General features: G+C 65.0%; 13 protein-coding genes, 1 tRNA gene and 1 riboswitch. Of the genes, 6 read left to right on the forward strand and 8 right to left on the reverse strand.

The window, feature by feature from the left end:
- Positions 1–556 precede the first annotated feature (556 nt).
- From E3U26_RS20100 to E3U26_RS20115, 4 genes are all read left to right on the forward strand, one after another.
- A complete protein-coding gene (locus E3U26_RS20100) occupies positions 557–1,678 on the forward strand; it encodes a helix-turn-helix domain-containing protein (RefSeq protein WP_499107416.1) in 1,122 nt (373 codons plus the stop codon).
- Entirely contained in the window at positions 1,671–3,086 is a 1,416-nt protein-coding gene (locus E3U26_RS20105; protein ID WP_499107418.1) for a plasmid recombination protein, read from the forward strand. The genes E3U26_RS20100 and E3U26_RS20105 overlap by 8 nt, the downstream gene beginning before the upstream one ends.
- 341 nt (positions 3,087–3,427) lie before the next feature.
- Positions 3,428–4,903, forward strand: a complete 1,476-nt coding sequence (locus E3U26_RS20110) for an RNA-dependent RNA polymerase family protein (RefSeq protein ID WP_499107419.1) — start codon at positions 3,428–3,430, stop codon at positions 4,901–4,903.
- Between the two features lie 74 nt (positions 4,904–4,977).
- Positions 4,978–5,481, forward strand: a complete 504-nt coding sequence (locus E3U26_RS20115; RefSeq protein ID WP_499107420.1) for a hypothetical protein — start codon at positions 4,978–4,980, stop codon at positions 5,479–5,481.
- Between the two features lie 227 nt (positions 5,482–5,708).
- Here the strand turns inward: E3U26_RS20115 and E3U26_RS20120 are convergent, their stop codons facing one another.
- Both E3U26_RS20120 and E3U26_RS20125 read right to left on the reverse strand, forming a co-directional pair.
- A complete protein-coding gene (locus E3U26_RS20120) occupies positions 5,709–5,924 on the reverse strand; it encodes a DUF4143 domain-containing protein (RefSeq protein WP_499107422.1) in 216 nt (71 codons plus the stop codon).
- 60 nt (positions 5,925–5,984) lie between these two features.
- A protein-coding gene (locus tag E3U26_RS20125; protein ID WP_114537220.1) for an IS3-like element ISPfe1 family transposase occupies positions 5,985–7,138 on the reverse strand; the annotation gives its coding sequence in 2 pieces (ribosomal slippage) (positions 5,985–6,892 and positions 6,892–7,138; 1,155 coding nt in all).
- Positions 7,139–7,449: 311 nt separating this feature from the next.
- Here E3U26_RS20125 and E3U26_RS20130 point away from each other — a divergent pair.
- Positions 7,450–8,331, forward strand: a complete 882-nt coding sequence (locus tag E3U26_RS20130; RefSeq protein ID WP_499107424.1) for a tyrosine-type recombinase/integrase — start codon at positions 7,450–7,452, stop codon at positions 8,329–8,331.
- 84 nt (positions 8,332–8,415) lie between these two features.
- Here the strand turns inward: E3U26_RS20130 and E3U26_RS20135 are convergent.
- The 4 genes from E3U26_RS20135 to E3U26_RS20150 form a co-directional block, all read right to left on the reverse strand.
- A tRNA-Glu gene (locus E3U26_RS20135) sits at positions 8,416–8,490 on the reverse strand.
- A gap of 122 nt (positions 8,491–8,612) precedes the next feature.
- Positions 8,613–10,361, reverse strand: coding sequence for a single-stranded-DNA-specific exonuclease RecJ (gene recJ / locus E3U26_RS20140; RefSeq protein WP_276241755.1), 1,749 nt, complete (start codon positions 10,359–10,361; stop codon positions 8,613–8,615).
- Positions 10,362–10,412: 51 nt separating this feature from the next.
- Entirely contained in the window at positions 10,413–11,378 is a 966-nt protein-coding gene (glpX, locus tag E3U26_RS20145) for a class II fructose-bisphosphatase (RefSeq protein ID WP_036749520.1), read from the reverse strand.
- An 81-nt stretch (positions 11,379–11,459) separates the two neighbouring features.
- Positions 11,460–11,711, reverse strand: coding sequence for a BolA family protein (locus E3U26_RS20150; RefSeq protein WP_036749743.1), 252 nt, complete (start codon positions 11,709–11,711; stop codon positions 11,460–11,462).
- Positions 11,712–11,780: 69 nt separating this feature from the next.
- Here E3U26_RS20150 and E3U26_RS20155 point away from each other — a divergent pair, with 69 nt between their 5' ends.
- Entirely contained in the window at positions 11,781–12,407 is a 627-nt protein-coding gene (locus tag E3U26_RS20155) for a J domain-containing protein (protein ID WP_114536136.1), read from the forward strand.
- Positions 12,408–12,569: 162 nt separating this feature from the next.
- On the opposite strand, the gene metK is transcribed toward E3U26_RS20155, so the two are convergent.
- Together metK and lnt are read right to left on the reverse strand one after the other, a co-directional pair.
- Complete coding sequence (gene metK / locus E3U26_RS20160) at positions 12,570–13,736, reverse strand: methionine adenosyltransferase (RefSeq protein WP_499107426.1); 1,167 nt, start codon at positions 13,734–13,736, stop codon at positions 12,570–12,572.
- A 5-nt stretch (positions 13,737–13,741) separates the two neighbouring features.
- Positions 13,742–13,790, reverse strand: a riboswitch (SAM-SAH riboswitch).
- Between the two features lie 31 nt (positions 13,791–13,821).
- Complete coding sequence (lnt, locus tag E3U26_RS20165; protein ID WP_499107427.1) at positions 13,822–15,363, reverse strand: apolipoprotein N-acyltransferase; 1,542 nt, start codon at positions 15,361–15,363, stop codon at positions 13,822–13,824.
- Between the last annotated feature and the right edge of the window lie 3 nt (positions 15,364–15,366).

Genomic DNA, 15,366 nt, shown 5'->3' on the forward strand with positions numbered 1-15,366 from the left:
GGTGATTGCCTGGCCGCTTCCCGGCGCGGCTTCATCTGTCGGGGTGGCGACATTCGTCCGGCAGGATGAATAAACCAGGCGACGGCTTTACGATTTGCGCAAGGCGGGGGCGACCCGCTTGGTCCATGCTGGGGCGATGGAATACGAAATCATCGCGTTCCTTGCGCAAAAGACGCCATCTGTCCCAAGGTGGCAGGGCGCGCGCGGCTGGCGGATGGCGGCATGAGTAAATTGCCCTCATCCCACGAATTGCAGGACAATCGCAGCTTTCAAGCCATCGAAAATAAGGGATGAAGTGGCAGCCCGTAGGGGAACCTACGGATTGCCAGAAAACCTATAAAAATCAGGGGCTCTTCTGGGACACGCGCGGCGTTTTCGGGTGTTTGGAGAACAATGGGTTATGTGTCGAAAAGGGACACGTTCTCAGGGAGAGAAAAGGAAACCCCAGCTCGGCGGCAACCGAAACCGGGGTCAAAGCTCATTCGAAAGCGTCCAGCCTTCGTAGCTATTATACTATTAGCGCTTCCTTCGAATCAACTGCCGTAAGAGGTCTTGCGTGCAGAAAATCGGCGGTGCGGACATGATGCAGCACCTCACGCATGCCGGCTTGCCGGCTGATCTGACCCGCTGGCAGTTGTTGCGCCTGGTCGAGAGCGCGCGCCGGCCGCTCGGGCTCAGCAAGGGCGCCGTGGGCTATCTGCGCCATGCCATCGGGCTCACCACGGACGGCGACTTCGCCAAGGGCCGAATCTGCGCCTTCTGGGCTTCGGTCACAGAAATCGCGGCCTCACTGAGCATGGAACGCCGGCAGATCACCCGGATCGAAGCCGAACTGATTGAGCGGGGACTGATCCACAAGTCCAGCACCAATCGCAGCCGCCGCAGCGGTCATCGGCTTCACGGCGTGATCCGGCACGAGTTCGGCATCAACCTCGCCCCGCTGATTGGGCGCGCACGAGAAATCCAGGCGCTGGCGCAGCGGGCCATGCAGGAGCAGGTCGCGGCCAAGGCGCTGCGCAAGCAGATCAACAAGCTGTTCGAGCGCATCCGTGGGCTTGGCTGTGATGAGGCAGAGCTCGCCGCCGATGCCGTCCTGCCGAACCACCGGCCATCCACGATCCAGAGCTTTCAGCGCCTCAGGCAGGTTGCCGCTGCACTGGAGGCGGTGCTGGCCGATTTTTCGGCAGACGCCGGTGGGGGTGAAATGTCCCACCAGTGCGACATTTCTACCCTACCCAATACCAATCCTGATCAGATCGATAAAACCTGTAGGGCTGAGAACAGGGCAGCGCGGCAGCCGATCCGCACCACGCCGGCGCAGACCTGGCTGCTGGCATCGGAGCGGTTCAGGGAATATCTGGCGTTTTACGCTGCCGGCCTCGGATCCGGCCGTGCCCCGGATGAGCAATGCTTCGTAATGGCGGCGCGCGATCTTGCGATGAATATCGGGATCTCCACTCGGGCATGGCGGCAGAGCTGCGAGATTCTCGGCGAGGCCCGGACGGCGCTCTGCCTGCTGATCGCGGATCGGAATGCCTGTCGCCACGACGATTTCCGGGTCAGGGATGCTGCCGCGGCCTTTATCGGTATGGTGCGGAAAGAGGCACGGCAGGGTGCCGTGGTCGATGCGCTGCTGGGTGAGCTGACGGCCTTCAGCCGGGAGACCGGCCATGCCTGACCGCGCCGGGAAGTCGATCTTTGCGCACAAGCAGACCTATTCGCGCAAGGGTAACAGCAAGAGCCGGTCGGTCAGCGATATCGCCGATGAGGCCGAGCGGCTGGATGGAGCCTGCCCGCATGTCGGGAATCCGCAGCCGCCCATCATCCTCGAAGGCATCCGGCCCTCGGAGGTAGTCGCGCTGATCGAGCAGCGCATTGCCGAACAGAACAAGCTGCTGCGTCGGCGGCGCAAGGAGCAGCCGGATCGAAAGGATGCCTTGCGGGGCATCCGCAGCGACACGCATGTGATGATCGCCAGCGTGTTCAGCTTTCCCGATCCAGTGGAGGGGATGGATCAAGCCGAGTATCTGCGCTGGCGCAGGGACGTGATCGCCTTCGCCAAGGCCGATGCGGTTCGGAACAAGGCCGAAGTGCTGAGCATCGTAGAGCATCTCGATGAAGCCCACCCGCATGTGCATGTGCTGGCCGTGCCCATATGTGCAAATGACAATATGCGCATGGACGCCAAGCGCTGCCACGAGGGCCATCGCGAGCAGGACCGGCACAAGGACCACGGCTGGTCCGGCTCGCCATCGCGCAGCTACAAGCAGGCGATGCGCGGCTGGCAGGACCGCTATCACGCCGAGGTCGGCGCGAAGCATGGGCAGGCCCGGACGGGGCCGCGCCGCCGCCGTCTGGACCGGGCTGCGTGGAAGGCCGAGCAGGAACGGCTGAAGGCGCAGAAGGACGCAGAGATTGCCATCTTGCGCGCCGAAGAGGCTCGTCGCCTTGCCGACGAGGAAGAGCGCCGCCGCGATGCGGTCATGCAGGACACGGTCGCCAGCCGGCTTCAGGAGGCCGAGACGGTGCATGCCATCGCCACCGGCGGGCTGATCGCCGCCATCCGGCAGGTCGATCCCGACCCGGTGCTGATTGAGCGGCTGGAGACCCCCGGACAGATGGGCAGCTGGACGAACCACGACGCGGATCGCAACCGCGAGATGTCCCTCGCGCTGGCGCCTGTGCTCAGTGACGGGTTGGAAGCCTTGCGCCAGCCACCGGCAGGACCGGGGTTGTTCGAAGGGCTCTCCGGTTTCCTGCGCGGCCTGGCTGGCTGGGTCAATCGCCTCGCAGATGCCAGTCCGCGCTGGCTGAAATGGCCGGAGACCGTGGCCTATGTGGCGCAAGGGGCGAAGCAGGCGTTCGGCACGACTTACACGGCCTCGACCCTGGCCGGGGTCATCGAAGCCTCGCCGGTATGGCAGTCCTTCACCGGTGAGGCAAAAGCACGGCTGGATCAGGCACGCGCGGTGCAGGCGCTGGCGCATCCGCGCGACTCTCGGCCAGACGCTTCATCGCAGAGGGGCATAGAGGGCGTCGACCTCGACCAGTTCATTGTCCGCAAGATGGCCGGTCGCAACGCATGAAGGCGTTGGCCTTCATTATCAAATTTTTCCGAAAGCCATCTTGAATCGGCTAAAATCCGCTCATACTTGAACGGAATGGCGCTCAATTGGGGGCGTTCAGTTACGTGTTTAAACTGTCAAGGCCAGTTTCGCAGCCGGTGCAGATCGCGAGTACCAGCATTTGGGCTCCTCTCGCCAGCCACGCGGGCGGCTTTGCGGCAGTCCGGCAATACCACATTGCCAGCTGCTTCACAGTATACACGACCACGTCGAAGACGAACGCACACCGCAGAACGGCGGGGGCGGAGATGTTAAGGGTCAGTGCGTTGATCTGATGCTCTTGCCCCCTCTCGCGAGGGTTGATGGAAGACGATTTCGATTTCACGGCCAAGGATCTTAAGTACTATCCGCATTTTGATGCGCCGATCACTCTAAGAGAAATTCGACGTCTCGTCTCTGACCCAGAAAAGGTCAGGACCAACTCATTCTATCCTTTTTTCCTTTATGAAGAGTCATGGCAACCGTACCGCTCCACCGATGCGGCAGCGCCGGACAAGAAGACACGTCCGATTAGGTACGGCGCACGACGCGATGCCTACATCTTTGCTTACTATCGCCGGAAGCTTTCTCGCCTGTATGAAGCACGACTTCGTGAGATGGGTATTGAGGATTGCCCGATAGCTTATCGACAAGTGCTGAAGCCTGGACGGGGCGGCGGGAAATGCAACATTGATTTCGCCAAGGATGCCTTTGATGAAATCGATCGCCTCGGGGATTGTGTTGCCGTGGCGCTTGACATCAAGGGCTACTTCGAAAACTTGGATCACAAACGGATTAAGCGCCTCTGGTGCGACTTGCTGGGCGTCACTAAACTGCCGCCGGATCACTACGCGGTCTTCAAGAACATTACCAACTACAGTTTTGTCGATCAGCGCTCCGTTTACTTGCGTTTAGGGTATTTCGGGATGCGCGAGCGGAACGGGAAAATGATCCCGGGCTTCCTGATTCCCTTCTGTGACATGCCTAAGCAACTCTGCTCCAATTCAGATTTCCGCGCCAAGATTTGTGGCGGTGATCCGCAATACGGCCCGTCACTTATCCAGAAGAACCTCGTCCCACATGGCGTACCTCAGGGCGCTCCGATCTCCGATCTGATCGCGAACTTCTATCTTTTGGAGTTCGACAGGGTGATGGCTGACTACGTCCGGGCGCGGGATGGTCGTTACATGCGCTATTCCGACGACATTCTGCTCATCCTGCCCGGTGGAAGCTCAGAGGCGCGCGCGGCCGTCGACTTCGCTACGACAGAAATGCGCAAGCATGGGCCGGAGTTGCGAATCAAGGATACCAAGACTTGCGTTGCCCAGTTCCAGCGTGTTCCCGGCGGGCTCCAGTTCCGCCACCTGAAACAAAGACCCGACGAGACGATGAAGAATGGCTTTGAGTACCTTGGATTCCGGTATGATGGGTGGCGAGTCTATGTGCGCGACAGCACCATTTCGCGGTTCTATGGAAAAGTGGCCAGTGCGGCGAAGCGAGACGGGCGGCGGCACGCCGAGAAGAACCCGACGCTGGACGCCGGGATGCTGATCGGCAGTTTTAACTTCCCGCTGTTTTCCCAGCGGTTCAGCAAGGTCAAGAAGACGAATCTGACAAGCGACTACCGAAGTTGGACGTTTTATTCATACCTCAAGCGCTCTGCCGATGCATTCGGCCCAAAGGGCGGCAATATCCTGCGGCAGGCACGGGGTTTCGAAGATTTCATGCACGCGCGAGTGACAGCTGCCCTAGTTTCGGCGGTGGCGAGGCGGAAAGTTCCTGTCTCTGCGGGGAGCTAGCAAGCAGTTGGCCGTAGGCAAATGAGCGGATTGCAATATTGGCATATGCGCCTGTGGACATGGAGGCCCTGGAGATGACTTATCTGCTCAGCGATTATCCGATTCTGGCGCGGCTCGCGACCGGCAGAACCAAGGCAACGCTGCTTGACGTCAGCGCCTGCCGCCGGCTCTACGCACTGGCGACGGACGACGATCTGTGCGCGATGGGGCCGGAAGAGCGCGGGTTTTACGACAGCCTGGCCGCGAGCGAACCGGTGCCGGGTTCCGGCGGGCCGATTGCAGCGCTTCAGGCGCAGGTCAGGGCTGATGGTTTCCGGCGCATGGCCGATGAAAAGGCCTTCATGGACGATCTGTCCGGCGAGCCGGACATGATCCCCGGTCCCTTCAGGGTGAAATGCCTGCTTTGCGATAGCGTCGCTGAAAGCTGGCATCGGGACTTTCCCGCCCCTGCAAAGGCAAGGATTGGCATGGCCAGTTGTGCATGCGGGAATGTCAGCGCCGATTCGATGGGGTTTCTCGGCTATGGGCGCATCCTGTCGCGCCAAGCCGATAGTTTCGAGGTCCTGGATCTGACCTGATTCGAGCGGAACACACCTGCCCGGCCTCCTGCTGTAGCCCATGGCCCAAGGTGGCCTACTTTTCGCGATTTCGCCAAATATTAGTGACCGACTATTATTTTGCGGGGCCCGGTGCAAAGCACCACCCGCAAAATGTCGGACCGGCGGCTCGCGCCCCGGTACCCAGCTTCCTCCGCCCAGGAAGAGGATCGCTCCCCCCAATACCGCCCGATGGGCGGCCGCATTGCTTACGGCTGAAGCGCCAGCAGATCCCGCCCGAACTGGTGCAGCGACATCACCTCGATGCAATTCGGCAGCGGGAAAGCCTCGTCCCCCGGATAGACCACGATCCGCCGCGCAGGTTGCAGGTCTTCGCAGGCCGAGTGAAAGCCGCGCTCGACCTTGGGCGCAAGGTTGCGCTTGACCTCAACAGCCCAGACTGCGCCGCCGGGCAGCGTCAGCACCAGATCGACCTCGGCCCCCGCCCCGCTGCGGTAGTGACCTGCCCCCCGGTCGTCCCTCGTTCATAACGAGAGTCCTTGGGGTTGATATTGGTTGGTTTCGGGTGTGGCAAGCGCGCCGGGCGCGGAGCCCTCAGATTGCTCAAGCGCTCGGCGCGCGTCGGACGGGGTCTTGTTGCCCAGCGAGGAATGGGGCCTGACGTTGTTGTAGTCGTAGCGCCAGAGGGCCAGTTTGCGGCGGGCATCAGCCAGGCTGTCGAAGATTTCCTCGTTCAGGCATTCGTCGCGCAGGCTGCCGTTGAAGCTTTCGATGTAGCCATTCTGCTGCGGCTTGCCCGGGTCGATGTAGTGCCATTCGACGCCGTTCGCGTTGGCCCATTTCAGGATGGCCTTGCTGGTGAACTCGGTTCCGTTGTCGCTGACGATGCAAGCGGGCTTGCCGTAAATCCTGACCAGCGCATCCAGTTCCCGTGCCACCCGAGCCCCAGAGATGCTCGTGTCAGCGATCAACGCCAGGTTCTCGCGGCAGCAATCGTCGTTCACAGCCAGAATGCGGAACTTGCGGCAGGCCCCGAACGTGTCGGACAGGAAGTCTAACGACCACCGCTGGTTTGGCCTCAACGGCGCTGGTATTGGCGTCCGGCTACCTCGTGCCCTCTTGCGGCCACGCCTGCGGCGCACCGACAGGCCCTCTTCCCGGTAGATGCGATAGAGCTTCTTCTCGTTCATGATCATGCCCTTGCGCTCCAGCAGGATGCCCACGCGCCGGTAGCCGAACCGCCGGCGCTTCTCGGCAATCTTGTGCATCTCCTCACGGATTTCCGGGTTGTCGGGTGGCCTGTCACGCCGCACCGTCTTCGGATCGACACCGATCAGGACACAGGCCCGACGCTGAGAGATCGGATGATCCTTCATCGCCCGCAGCACCGCGTCCCGCCGTTGCACCGGTGTCGTCAGGGCTTTCCCAAGAGATCCTTCAGAACCACGTTGTCCAGCATGGCATCGGCCAGAAGGCGCTTCAGCTTCGCGTTCTCGTCCTCGAGCTGCTTCAGCCGCTTGGCGTCCGACAGGTCCATCCCGCCATACTTCGCCTTGAGCTTGTAGAACGTCGCGGGGCTCAACCCGTGCTTCCGGCAAAGCTCGGAAGTCGGCAAACCCGCCTCCTGCTCCTTGATCATCCCGATAATCTGCGCCTCGGTGAACCGGCTTTTCCTCATGTCGTCTGCTCCTTCTCAGGTTGGGCAGACTCTACATCACAGCGAGGGAACTTCCGGGGGGCAGGTCAGACCCTCTCACCCGGGGTCAAAATCTCGCGGATCGGCCCCGATGGCGTGACCTTTAATTACAGGGTTAACGAAGATGACGATTCCGGGGGAAGCGGCTCCGGTGGTTTTCCCGATAGACCTTTCAGCGCGAGGGGGAAGAATGGCTGACTATTTACGGTCGCGCCAACGCCGTGGCCGCTGGTTTCATTACTACCGACGTTTCACTGGAGGTGCATGGCCTTCCCCCTCATGATCCACGTGTCATGGCTGCTTATTGGGCCGAGCACGTTCGATGGGAACATCGCCCGCCGGATGCTGTCACTCCGAAAAGGCACACGTTCGCGTGGGCCGTTGACCTGTATCTGTCCGGTTGTAACGATTGGGCGGAATACGCTGAAAGCACCAAAAAAACTCGTCTTGCGATCCTGCGCCGCTATGTCGCTGCACAAGGTGATCGTCTGCTTTCCGAGATCACCCAGAAGGCCATAGAGATCGCGCTTTACGAAAAGGGCGGGCAGGCCGCTGTTGGCGAATACAAGGCGTTGAAGCCGGTTTTTGAGCATATGCGCCGCCTGCACATCATCGAGCGTAACCCGATGGCCGGTATGGAACTGGATCGTCCGAAATCGAAAGGCTTTCCGACGGCAGATGCCGAAGACATTGCCGCTTTCATCGCGCATTGGGATATCGGCACCGTCGAGCGTCTGGTATTCGATCTGGCGCTGTATACGGGCGCGGCCCGCGTCGATCTGGCCGCTATCGGTCGGCACAACATGGGCAGTGGTCTCCTGACATTCGACCGACAGAAAACCGGCGTGACCTGCAATGTGCCGCTGACCGCTGAGCTGCGTGGCGTCATAGCCCGGACGCCGGATATTGCCCCGACCTTCATCCTGAACAAATACGGCAAGCCCTACACCCCCGAAAGCCTTGGCAACCTGTTCAGGGATGCCGCCGTGGCGGTCGGCATGAAGGCGCGCCTTCATGGGCTGCGAAAAGCCTTCTGCGTCTATTGGGCCGAGCAAGGGAAATCGACCCATCAGATTGCAGCGATGGCCGGGCATCTGACGCTAGGCGAAGTCGAGCGATACACCCGTGCCGTGGACCGTCAACAGATTGTCCGGTTGATCGTGGAGGGCGTCTAAATTGGGACACTCGATTCCGACGAATGGGACACAAATTTCCAACTCACTGAAAGAAAGGAGAAAATCGTGACGAATACGAAAAAGTGGCAGCCCGTAGGGGAGTCGAACCCCTCTTTTCAGGTTGAAAACCTGACGTCCTAACCGATAGACGAACGGGCCACTTTTTCGTATCCGCCGGGTCTTGCCCTGCGGCGTGGGGCGGTATTTAGGTTCTCTGCCGCGGGGCTGCAAGCGGAAAAATCACCTTGCGCCAAAGTTTTTTCCCGGCCGGTGGCGGGGGCTCAACCCACCGGCGCGGCGTCGTCCAGGCGCAGCCGCACCCGCTCGCGCCCGCCCCATTGCGTAAGCTCCAGCTTGCCCGCCAGGTGGAAGCGGCGCCCCCTTGCGCCCAGCAGCGCGGGGCCCAGCGGGCCGTTCATCGCGCCCCAGGCCACCGCCTCCAGGGCCGGGCTGCCGGGGCTGCGGAAGCGCAGGCGCAGGTGGCTGTCGCCCATCGCCCCGGCGCTGTCGATCAGCTGCTCGGCAAAGGCGAAACGCGGCGCCGGCGCGGCCTGGCCGAAGGGGCCGGCGCGCTCCAGCATCTGCATCAGTTCGACCGTGGCGCCCGAGGGGTCCAGAAGCCCCGAGATGCGCAGCTCGCCCGCGCCGGGACGCTCGGCCATCTCGCGCGAAAGCAGCTGCGACAGGCGCTCCATGGCGGCGGGGATCATGGCCTCCTCGATGGTCAGGCCGGCCGCCATCGCATGCCCGCCGCCCTTCAAGAGCAGCCCCTCGGCCGAAAGGCGCTGGATGGCGCGGCCCAGGTCCACGCCGGGCACCGAGCGGGCCGAGCCCTTGCCGATGCCGCGCTCGACCCCGATCACCACCGCGGGCAGGCCGGTCGCCTCTTTCACCCGCGCGGCGACGATGCCGACGACGCCGGGATGCCAACCGTCGCCCGCCGCCCAGGCGACCAGGCTGTCGCCGGCCTGGGCGCGCGCCTCGACCTGGGCCAGGGCCTCGTCGCGCACGGCGGCCTCGATGGCGCGGCGGTCGCGATTCAGCGCGTCCAGCTCGGCCGCCAGCCGCTCGGCCTGGCGGCCGTCGGTGCAGGACAGGCACAGCGCGCCCAGGTCGGCACGGCCGACGCGGCCGCCGGCATTGATCCGCGGTCCCAGCAGGAAGCCCAGGTGAAAGGCGTTCGGCGCCGAATCGAGCCGTGCCACGTCGGACAGCGCCACCAGGCCGGGACGCTCGCGCCGGGCCATGACCAGCAGCCCCTGCCGCACGAAGGCGCGGTTCACCCCCACCAGCGGCGCCACGTCGGCCACCGTCGCCAGCGCCACCAGGTCCAGCAGCGGGATCAGGTCGGGCTGCGGATGTCCGCCCCGGCGCAGCAGGCTGTTGCAGCGCACCAGGGTCAGGAACACCACGCCGGCGGCGCAGAGATGGCCGAGGCTGCCGTCCTCGTCGGCGCGATTCGGGTTCACCACGGCCGCGACCTGCGGCAGGGTCTCGCCGCCCTGGTGGTGGTCCAGTACGATCACGTCGCAGGTCGAGGCCGCCAAAGCCTCGTGGCTGAGCGTGCCGCAATCGACGCAGACGATCAGGTCGTGATCCTGCGACAGCGCCGCGATGGCGGGGGCGTTGGGCCCGTAGCCCTCGTCGATTCGGTCGGGGATGTAAAGCGTGGCGTCGCGCCCCTGCCGGCGCAGCCAGTCCAGCAGCAGCGCGGCCGAGGCGCCGCCATCCACGTCGTAATCGGCGAAGATGGCGATGCGCTGGCCGGCGAGAAGGGCGGCGACCAGCCGCTCGGCGGCCTTGTCCATGTCGCGCAGGCTCAGGGGATCGGGCAGCAGGTCGCGCAGCTTGGGATCGAGGTAAAGCGGCGCCTCATGCGGGGGCACGCCGCGCGCGGCCAGAACCCGGCTGACGGGCAGGGGCAGGCGGCTGTCCTGGGCCAGCGCCTCGGCGGCGCGTTCCAGCATGGCGTCGGGACCGCGCCAGAGGCGGCCGGTCAGCGAGGAGGTAACGGAAAGAAAGGCGGTCATGCGGGCTTCATCCCCCATGACCGCCTGCTGTTCAAGCCCGTCCGGCAGGGCTTACCTGATCGGGTTGCGATAGATCATGCGCCGGACCGAGCCGGTCTTGGAACGCATCAGGATGGTTTCGGTCTGCAGGTAATGCGGCTCGCGCTTGACGCCGGCCACGATCGAGCCGTTCGTCACCCCGGTCGCGGCAAAGATCACGTCGGCCGTCACCATCTCGTCGCGCGAATAGATGCGGTCCAGGTCGGTGATGCCGGCCTTGGCGGCGCGGCCGCGCTCGTCGTCGTTGCGAAACAGCAGCTTGCCCCACATCTGCCCGCCCATGCATTTCAGCGCCGAGGCGGCCAGCACCCCCTCGGGCGCGCCGCCCGAACCCATGTACATGTCGATGCCGGTCAGCTCGGCCTCGGCGCAATGGATGACGCCGGCCACGTCGCCATCGGTGATCAGCCGGATCGCCGCGCCGGTCGAGCGGACCTCGGCCACCAGATCCTCGTGCCGCGGCCGCTCCAGGATGCAGACGGTGATGTCGCTGTCCTTGACGCCGCCGGCCTTGGCCAGGGCGCGCACCCGCTCGGACGGGGTCATGTCCAGGCTGACCACGTCCTTGGGATAGCCGGGGCCGATGGCCAGCTTTTCCATGTAGACATCGGGCGCGTGCAGCAGCGTGCCGCGCGGCGCCATGGCGATCACGGTCAGCGCGTTCGGCATGTCCTTGGCGGTCAGCGTCGTGCCCTCCAGCGGGTCCAGCGCGATGTCGACCGCGGGGCCCTGGCCGGTGCCGACCTCCTCGCCGATGAACAGCATCGGCGCCTCGTCCCGCTCGCCCTCGCCGATGACGACGACGCCCTTGATGTCGAGCATGTTCAGCTGGTCGCGCATCGCGTTGACGGCGGCCTGGTCGGCGGCCTTCTCGTCGCCGCGGCCGATCAGCCGCGCCGAGGCATGGGCGGCCGCCTCGCTCACGCGGGCAAGGCCGAGCGACAACATGCGATCGTTGAAATCCTTGGGCGAGGTCATGCGGAAATTCCTTGTGCTTTCTGGCTTTCCGGGCTTCTACGCCCGGTGCCCCGGCCCGGCAAGCCTGCGCGCGCTAACGGGTCAGTTTTCCGCCAGTTCCAGCGCCAGCGCATGGATGCGCGGCACGATGTCGCCCAAGCTGGCATGCACCAGCCGGTGGCGCGCCACATGACCCAGCCCGGCAAAGCGGGCGCTGGCCATGCGGATGCGGAAATGCGTCTCGCCGCCCTCGCGCCAGCCGCCATGGCCGCGATGGCTCTCGCTTTCGTCGATGATTTCCAGCCGCGACGGCTGAAGCTCGGCCAGTCTTTTCCGCATCTCGTCGGCAATCATGCGCTTGCCCCCTTTCATGTCCCGCGAAATAGCCTAAACTGCCTGTCCCGTTCAGGACAAGGCAGGCAGATGAGCAACAGCGACCCGTTCGGATTCGACATTTCCGCGGCCTCGGACAAGAAACGCCGGGCCAAGGGCCGGCGCGGCATGTCCGGCGCCTTCGAAACCTCGACGCGGCGATGCGACAAGGAGGGCTGCGACCAGCCTGGCCAGTACCGCGCGCCGAAATCGCCCCGCGCGCTGGACGAATACTATTGGTTCTGCAAGGACCATGTGCGCGAATACAACCTGAACTGGAACTATTTCCAGGGCCAGTCCGAGGCCGAGTTCCAGGAGTTCCTGGACAATGCCACGGTCTGGGAGCGCCCGACCAAGCCCTTCGGCCGCGCCGCGCAGGAACAGAAATGGGCGCGCCACGGCATCGACGACCCGCTGGAGATCCTGGGCGCGAACGGCACCAACCCCGAGATGCGCACCCGCACCGCGCGCAAGCTCCCGCCGACCGAGCGCCGGGCGCTGGAGATCCTCGAGGCCAAGGAGACCTGGACCCGCGCCGAGATCCGCAAGCAATACAAGTCCCTGGTCAAGGATCTTCACCCCGACATGAACGGCGGCGACCGCTCGGACGAGGACCGCCTCCAGGAGGTGGTCTGGGCCTGGGACCAGATCAAGGACAGCCGCAGCTTCAAGGATTGAAGGATGGGGGCTTTGCGCCCCCACGCCCGCCGGGCAAGCCCGACGGGCTTCCCCCGCAGGATATTTTTCCACGAAAGAAAGGGAAGTAGGCGCCCTGGCTTCTTTCGTGTCCAAATATCCTGGGGGAGCGCGGAACGCGCGGGGGCAAAGCCCCCTGCGGCCTTACAGCTCGCGCTTGATCGCCTCGACGAGGTCGGTCCGTTCCCAGGAGAAGCCGCCATCGGCATCGGGCGCGCGGCCGAAATGGCCATAGGCCGCGGTGCGGCGATAGATCGGGCGGCAAAGCGCCAGATGCTCGCGGATGCCGCGCGGCGTCAGGTCCATGGCGCGCGAGACGGCGCGCTCGATCTCGGTCTCGGGGATCTCGCTGGTGCCGAAGGTGTCGGCATAGATCGACAGCGGCTTGGCCACGCCGATGGCGTAGGACAGCTGGATCACGCAGCGTTTCGCCAGGCCCGCGGCGACCACGTTCTTGGCCAGGTAGCGCGCGGCATAGGCGGCCGAGCGGTCCACCTTGGTCGGATCCTTGCCCGAGAAGGCGCCGCCGCCATGCGGCGCTGCGCCGCCATAGGTGTCGACGATGATCTTGCGCCCGGTCAGGCCGGCGTCGCCGTCCGGCCCGCCGATGACGAAGGTGCCCGTCGGGTTCACCCACCATTCCGTATTCTCGGTCAGCCATTCCGCGGGCAGCACCTCGCGGATATAGGGCTCGACGATGGCGCGGATGTCGTCCGAGCCCTGGCTTTCGTCCTTGTGCTGGTGCGACAGCACCAGGCAGGTGATCTCGACCGGCTTGCCGTTCTCGTAGCGCAGGCTCAGCTGGGACTTCGCATCCGGGCCCAGTGTCGGCTCGGCGCCGGATTTGCGCGCCTCGGCCAGGCGGCGCAGGATCGCATGCGCATATTGGATCGGCGCGGGCATCAGTTCCGGCGTCTCGTCCACGGCATAGCCGAACATGATGCCCTGGTCGCCGGCGCCGTCGCGGTCCACGCCCTGGCTGATATGGGCGGATTGCTCGTGCAGGTAGTTGTGGACGTGGCAGGTGTTCCAGTGGAACTTTTCCTGCTCATAGCCGATGTCGCGGATCGTCTCGCGGGCGATCTCGCTGATGCGGCCCATGTATTCGCCCAGCTTCTTCTGGTCGGTCAGGCCGATCTCGCCCCCGATCACCACGGTGCCGGTCGTCGCGAAGGTTTCGCAGGCGACGCGGGCGGCCGGATCCTCGGCCAGCAGTGCGTCCAGCACGGCGTCCGAGATCTGGTCGCACAATTTGTCGGGGTGGCCCTCGGAGACGGATTCCGAGGTGAACACATAGTTCTGTCTGGCCATGAAGATGCTCCGTTGAAATGACGCCGCCACGCCAGGAAGCCGTTGTGACGGTCAGGCGAAGCGTTAGTGGACGCGCCCGCCGCCGTCAACTGCGCAACTTGCGCCGCGGCCCCAGGGCGGCCAGCAGGAAGGCCGCCAGCGCCATCGCCACGGCCGGCCAGTCGCCGAGCCGCGACCAGGGCGTGGGCGGCAGCGCCGCGGGCAGGGCAGCGTCGATGCGGCCGGCGCGGTTCAGGCCCAGCGTGGCGCGCAAGGCCCCGCGCGCGTCGATCACCGCCGAGACGCCGGTATTGGCCGCCCGCATCAGCGGCAGGCCCGATTCGATGGCGCGCAGCCGGGCCTGGGCCAGGTGCTGCCACGGGCCGGAAAGCTGGCCGAACCAGGCGTCGTTGGTGACTTGCAGAAGCCAGCCCGGCCGGTTTTCCCCCGCGATCAGGTGATGCGAGAACACGGCCTCGTAGCAGATCAGCGGCTGCATCGGCGGCAGGCCGGGCAGGCGCATGACCTGCGGGCCGGGACCGGCGGAATAGCCGAAACCGTGCTGGGCGGCAAAGGCGCGGATGCCGAACTGCGCCATCATGTCGCCCCAGGGCGTGTATTCGCCAAAGGGAACCAGGTGGAACTTGTCGTAGACGGGACCGATTCCTTCGGCCGAGAACTCGGTCAGGCTGTTGAAGTAGCGGCTGCCCTCGACCCGCTGGATGCCCAGCACGACCGGGGCGCCGACATAGGCGGCGATGTCCTGCGGCGCGGTGCCGGATTGTTCGAGCAGGAAGTTCACCGCCGTCTCGGGCCAGATCACCGCGTCCGGCGGCGGCAGGTCGGGATCGCGGATGGCCGACAGGTCGAGCAGGCGGCGAAAGAACACCTCGGACCACCAGGGATCCCATTTCAGCGCCTGGGTGGCGTCGGGCTGGATCAGGCGCAGGCGCAGGCCGGTATCGGGCGGCAGGGGCTGGGCCAGGCGCGCCAGCCCCGCGCTCCAGGCGGTGGCGACGACCAGAGCGGCCAGCACCGTGCCGGGCAGGGCCGGGAACCGGCCGGGGCGGTGAAAGCACAGGGGCAGGGCGGCGGCCAGCATGGTCAGGCCGGACAGCCCGATCGCGCCCAGGGTGGCCGCGACCTGCCCGGCGGGGGTGTCGATCCAGACATGGCCGGCCAGCGCCCAGGGCAGGCCGGTGAAGATCCAGCCCCGCATCCAGTCCGACAGCACCATCAGCGCGGCGAAGCCCAGCCCCTGGCGGGGAAAGCCCGGCGCGAGGCGCACGGCGAGCCAGGCGGGCACGGTCCAGAACAGCGCCCCGCCCGCCGCGGTCAGCACCAGCGCGAAGGGGGCCATCCAGCCATAGGTTTCGGGCTCGACCAGGAAGGGCTCGACGATCCAGGCCATCGCCAGCGCGAAATGGCCCAGCCCGGCGGCAAAGGCGTGCCAGGCGGCAGCGCGGGGCGTTTCCGCCCGCGCGACCTGCCGGCACAGCAGGGCCAGCGCCAGCAGCGTCAGCGGCCAGAGATCCCAGGGCGCCTGACCCAGCGCGGCCATGGCCCCCAGCCCCACGCCAAGGGCGAGCGTCGCCCAGGACGGGCGCCCGCGTCGCGAGGATGGCGTGAAGGCCGAAAGGGCCGCCATGGA

It is taken from the genome of Paracoccus ferrooxidans (assembly GCF_029909815.1).
Taxonomy (GTDB): Bacteria; Pseudomonadota; Alphaproteobacteria; order Rhodobacterales; family Rhodobacteraceae; genus Paracoccus; species Paracoccus versutus.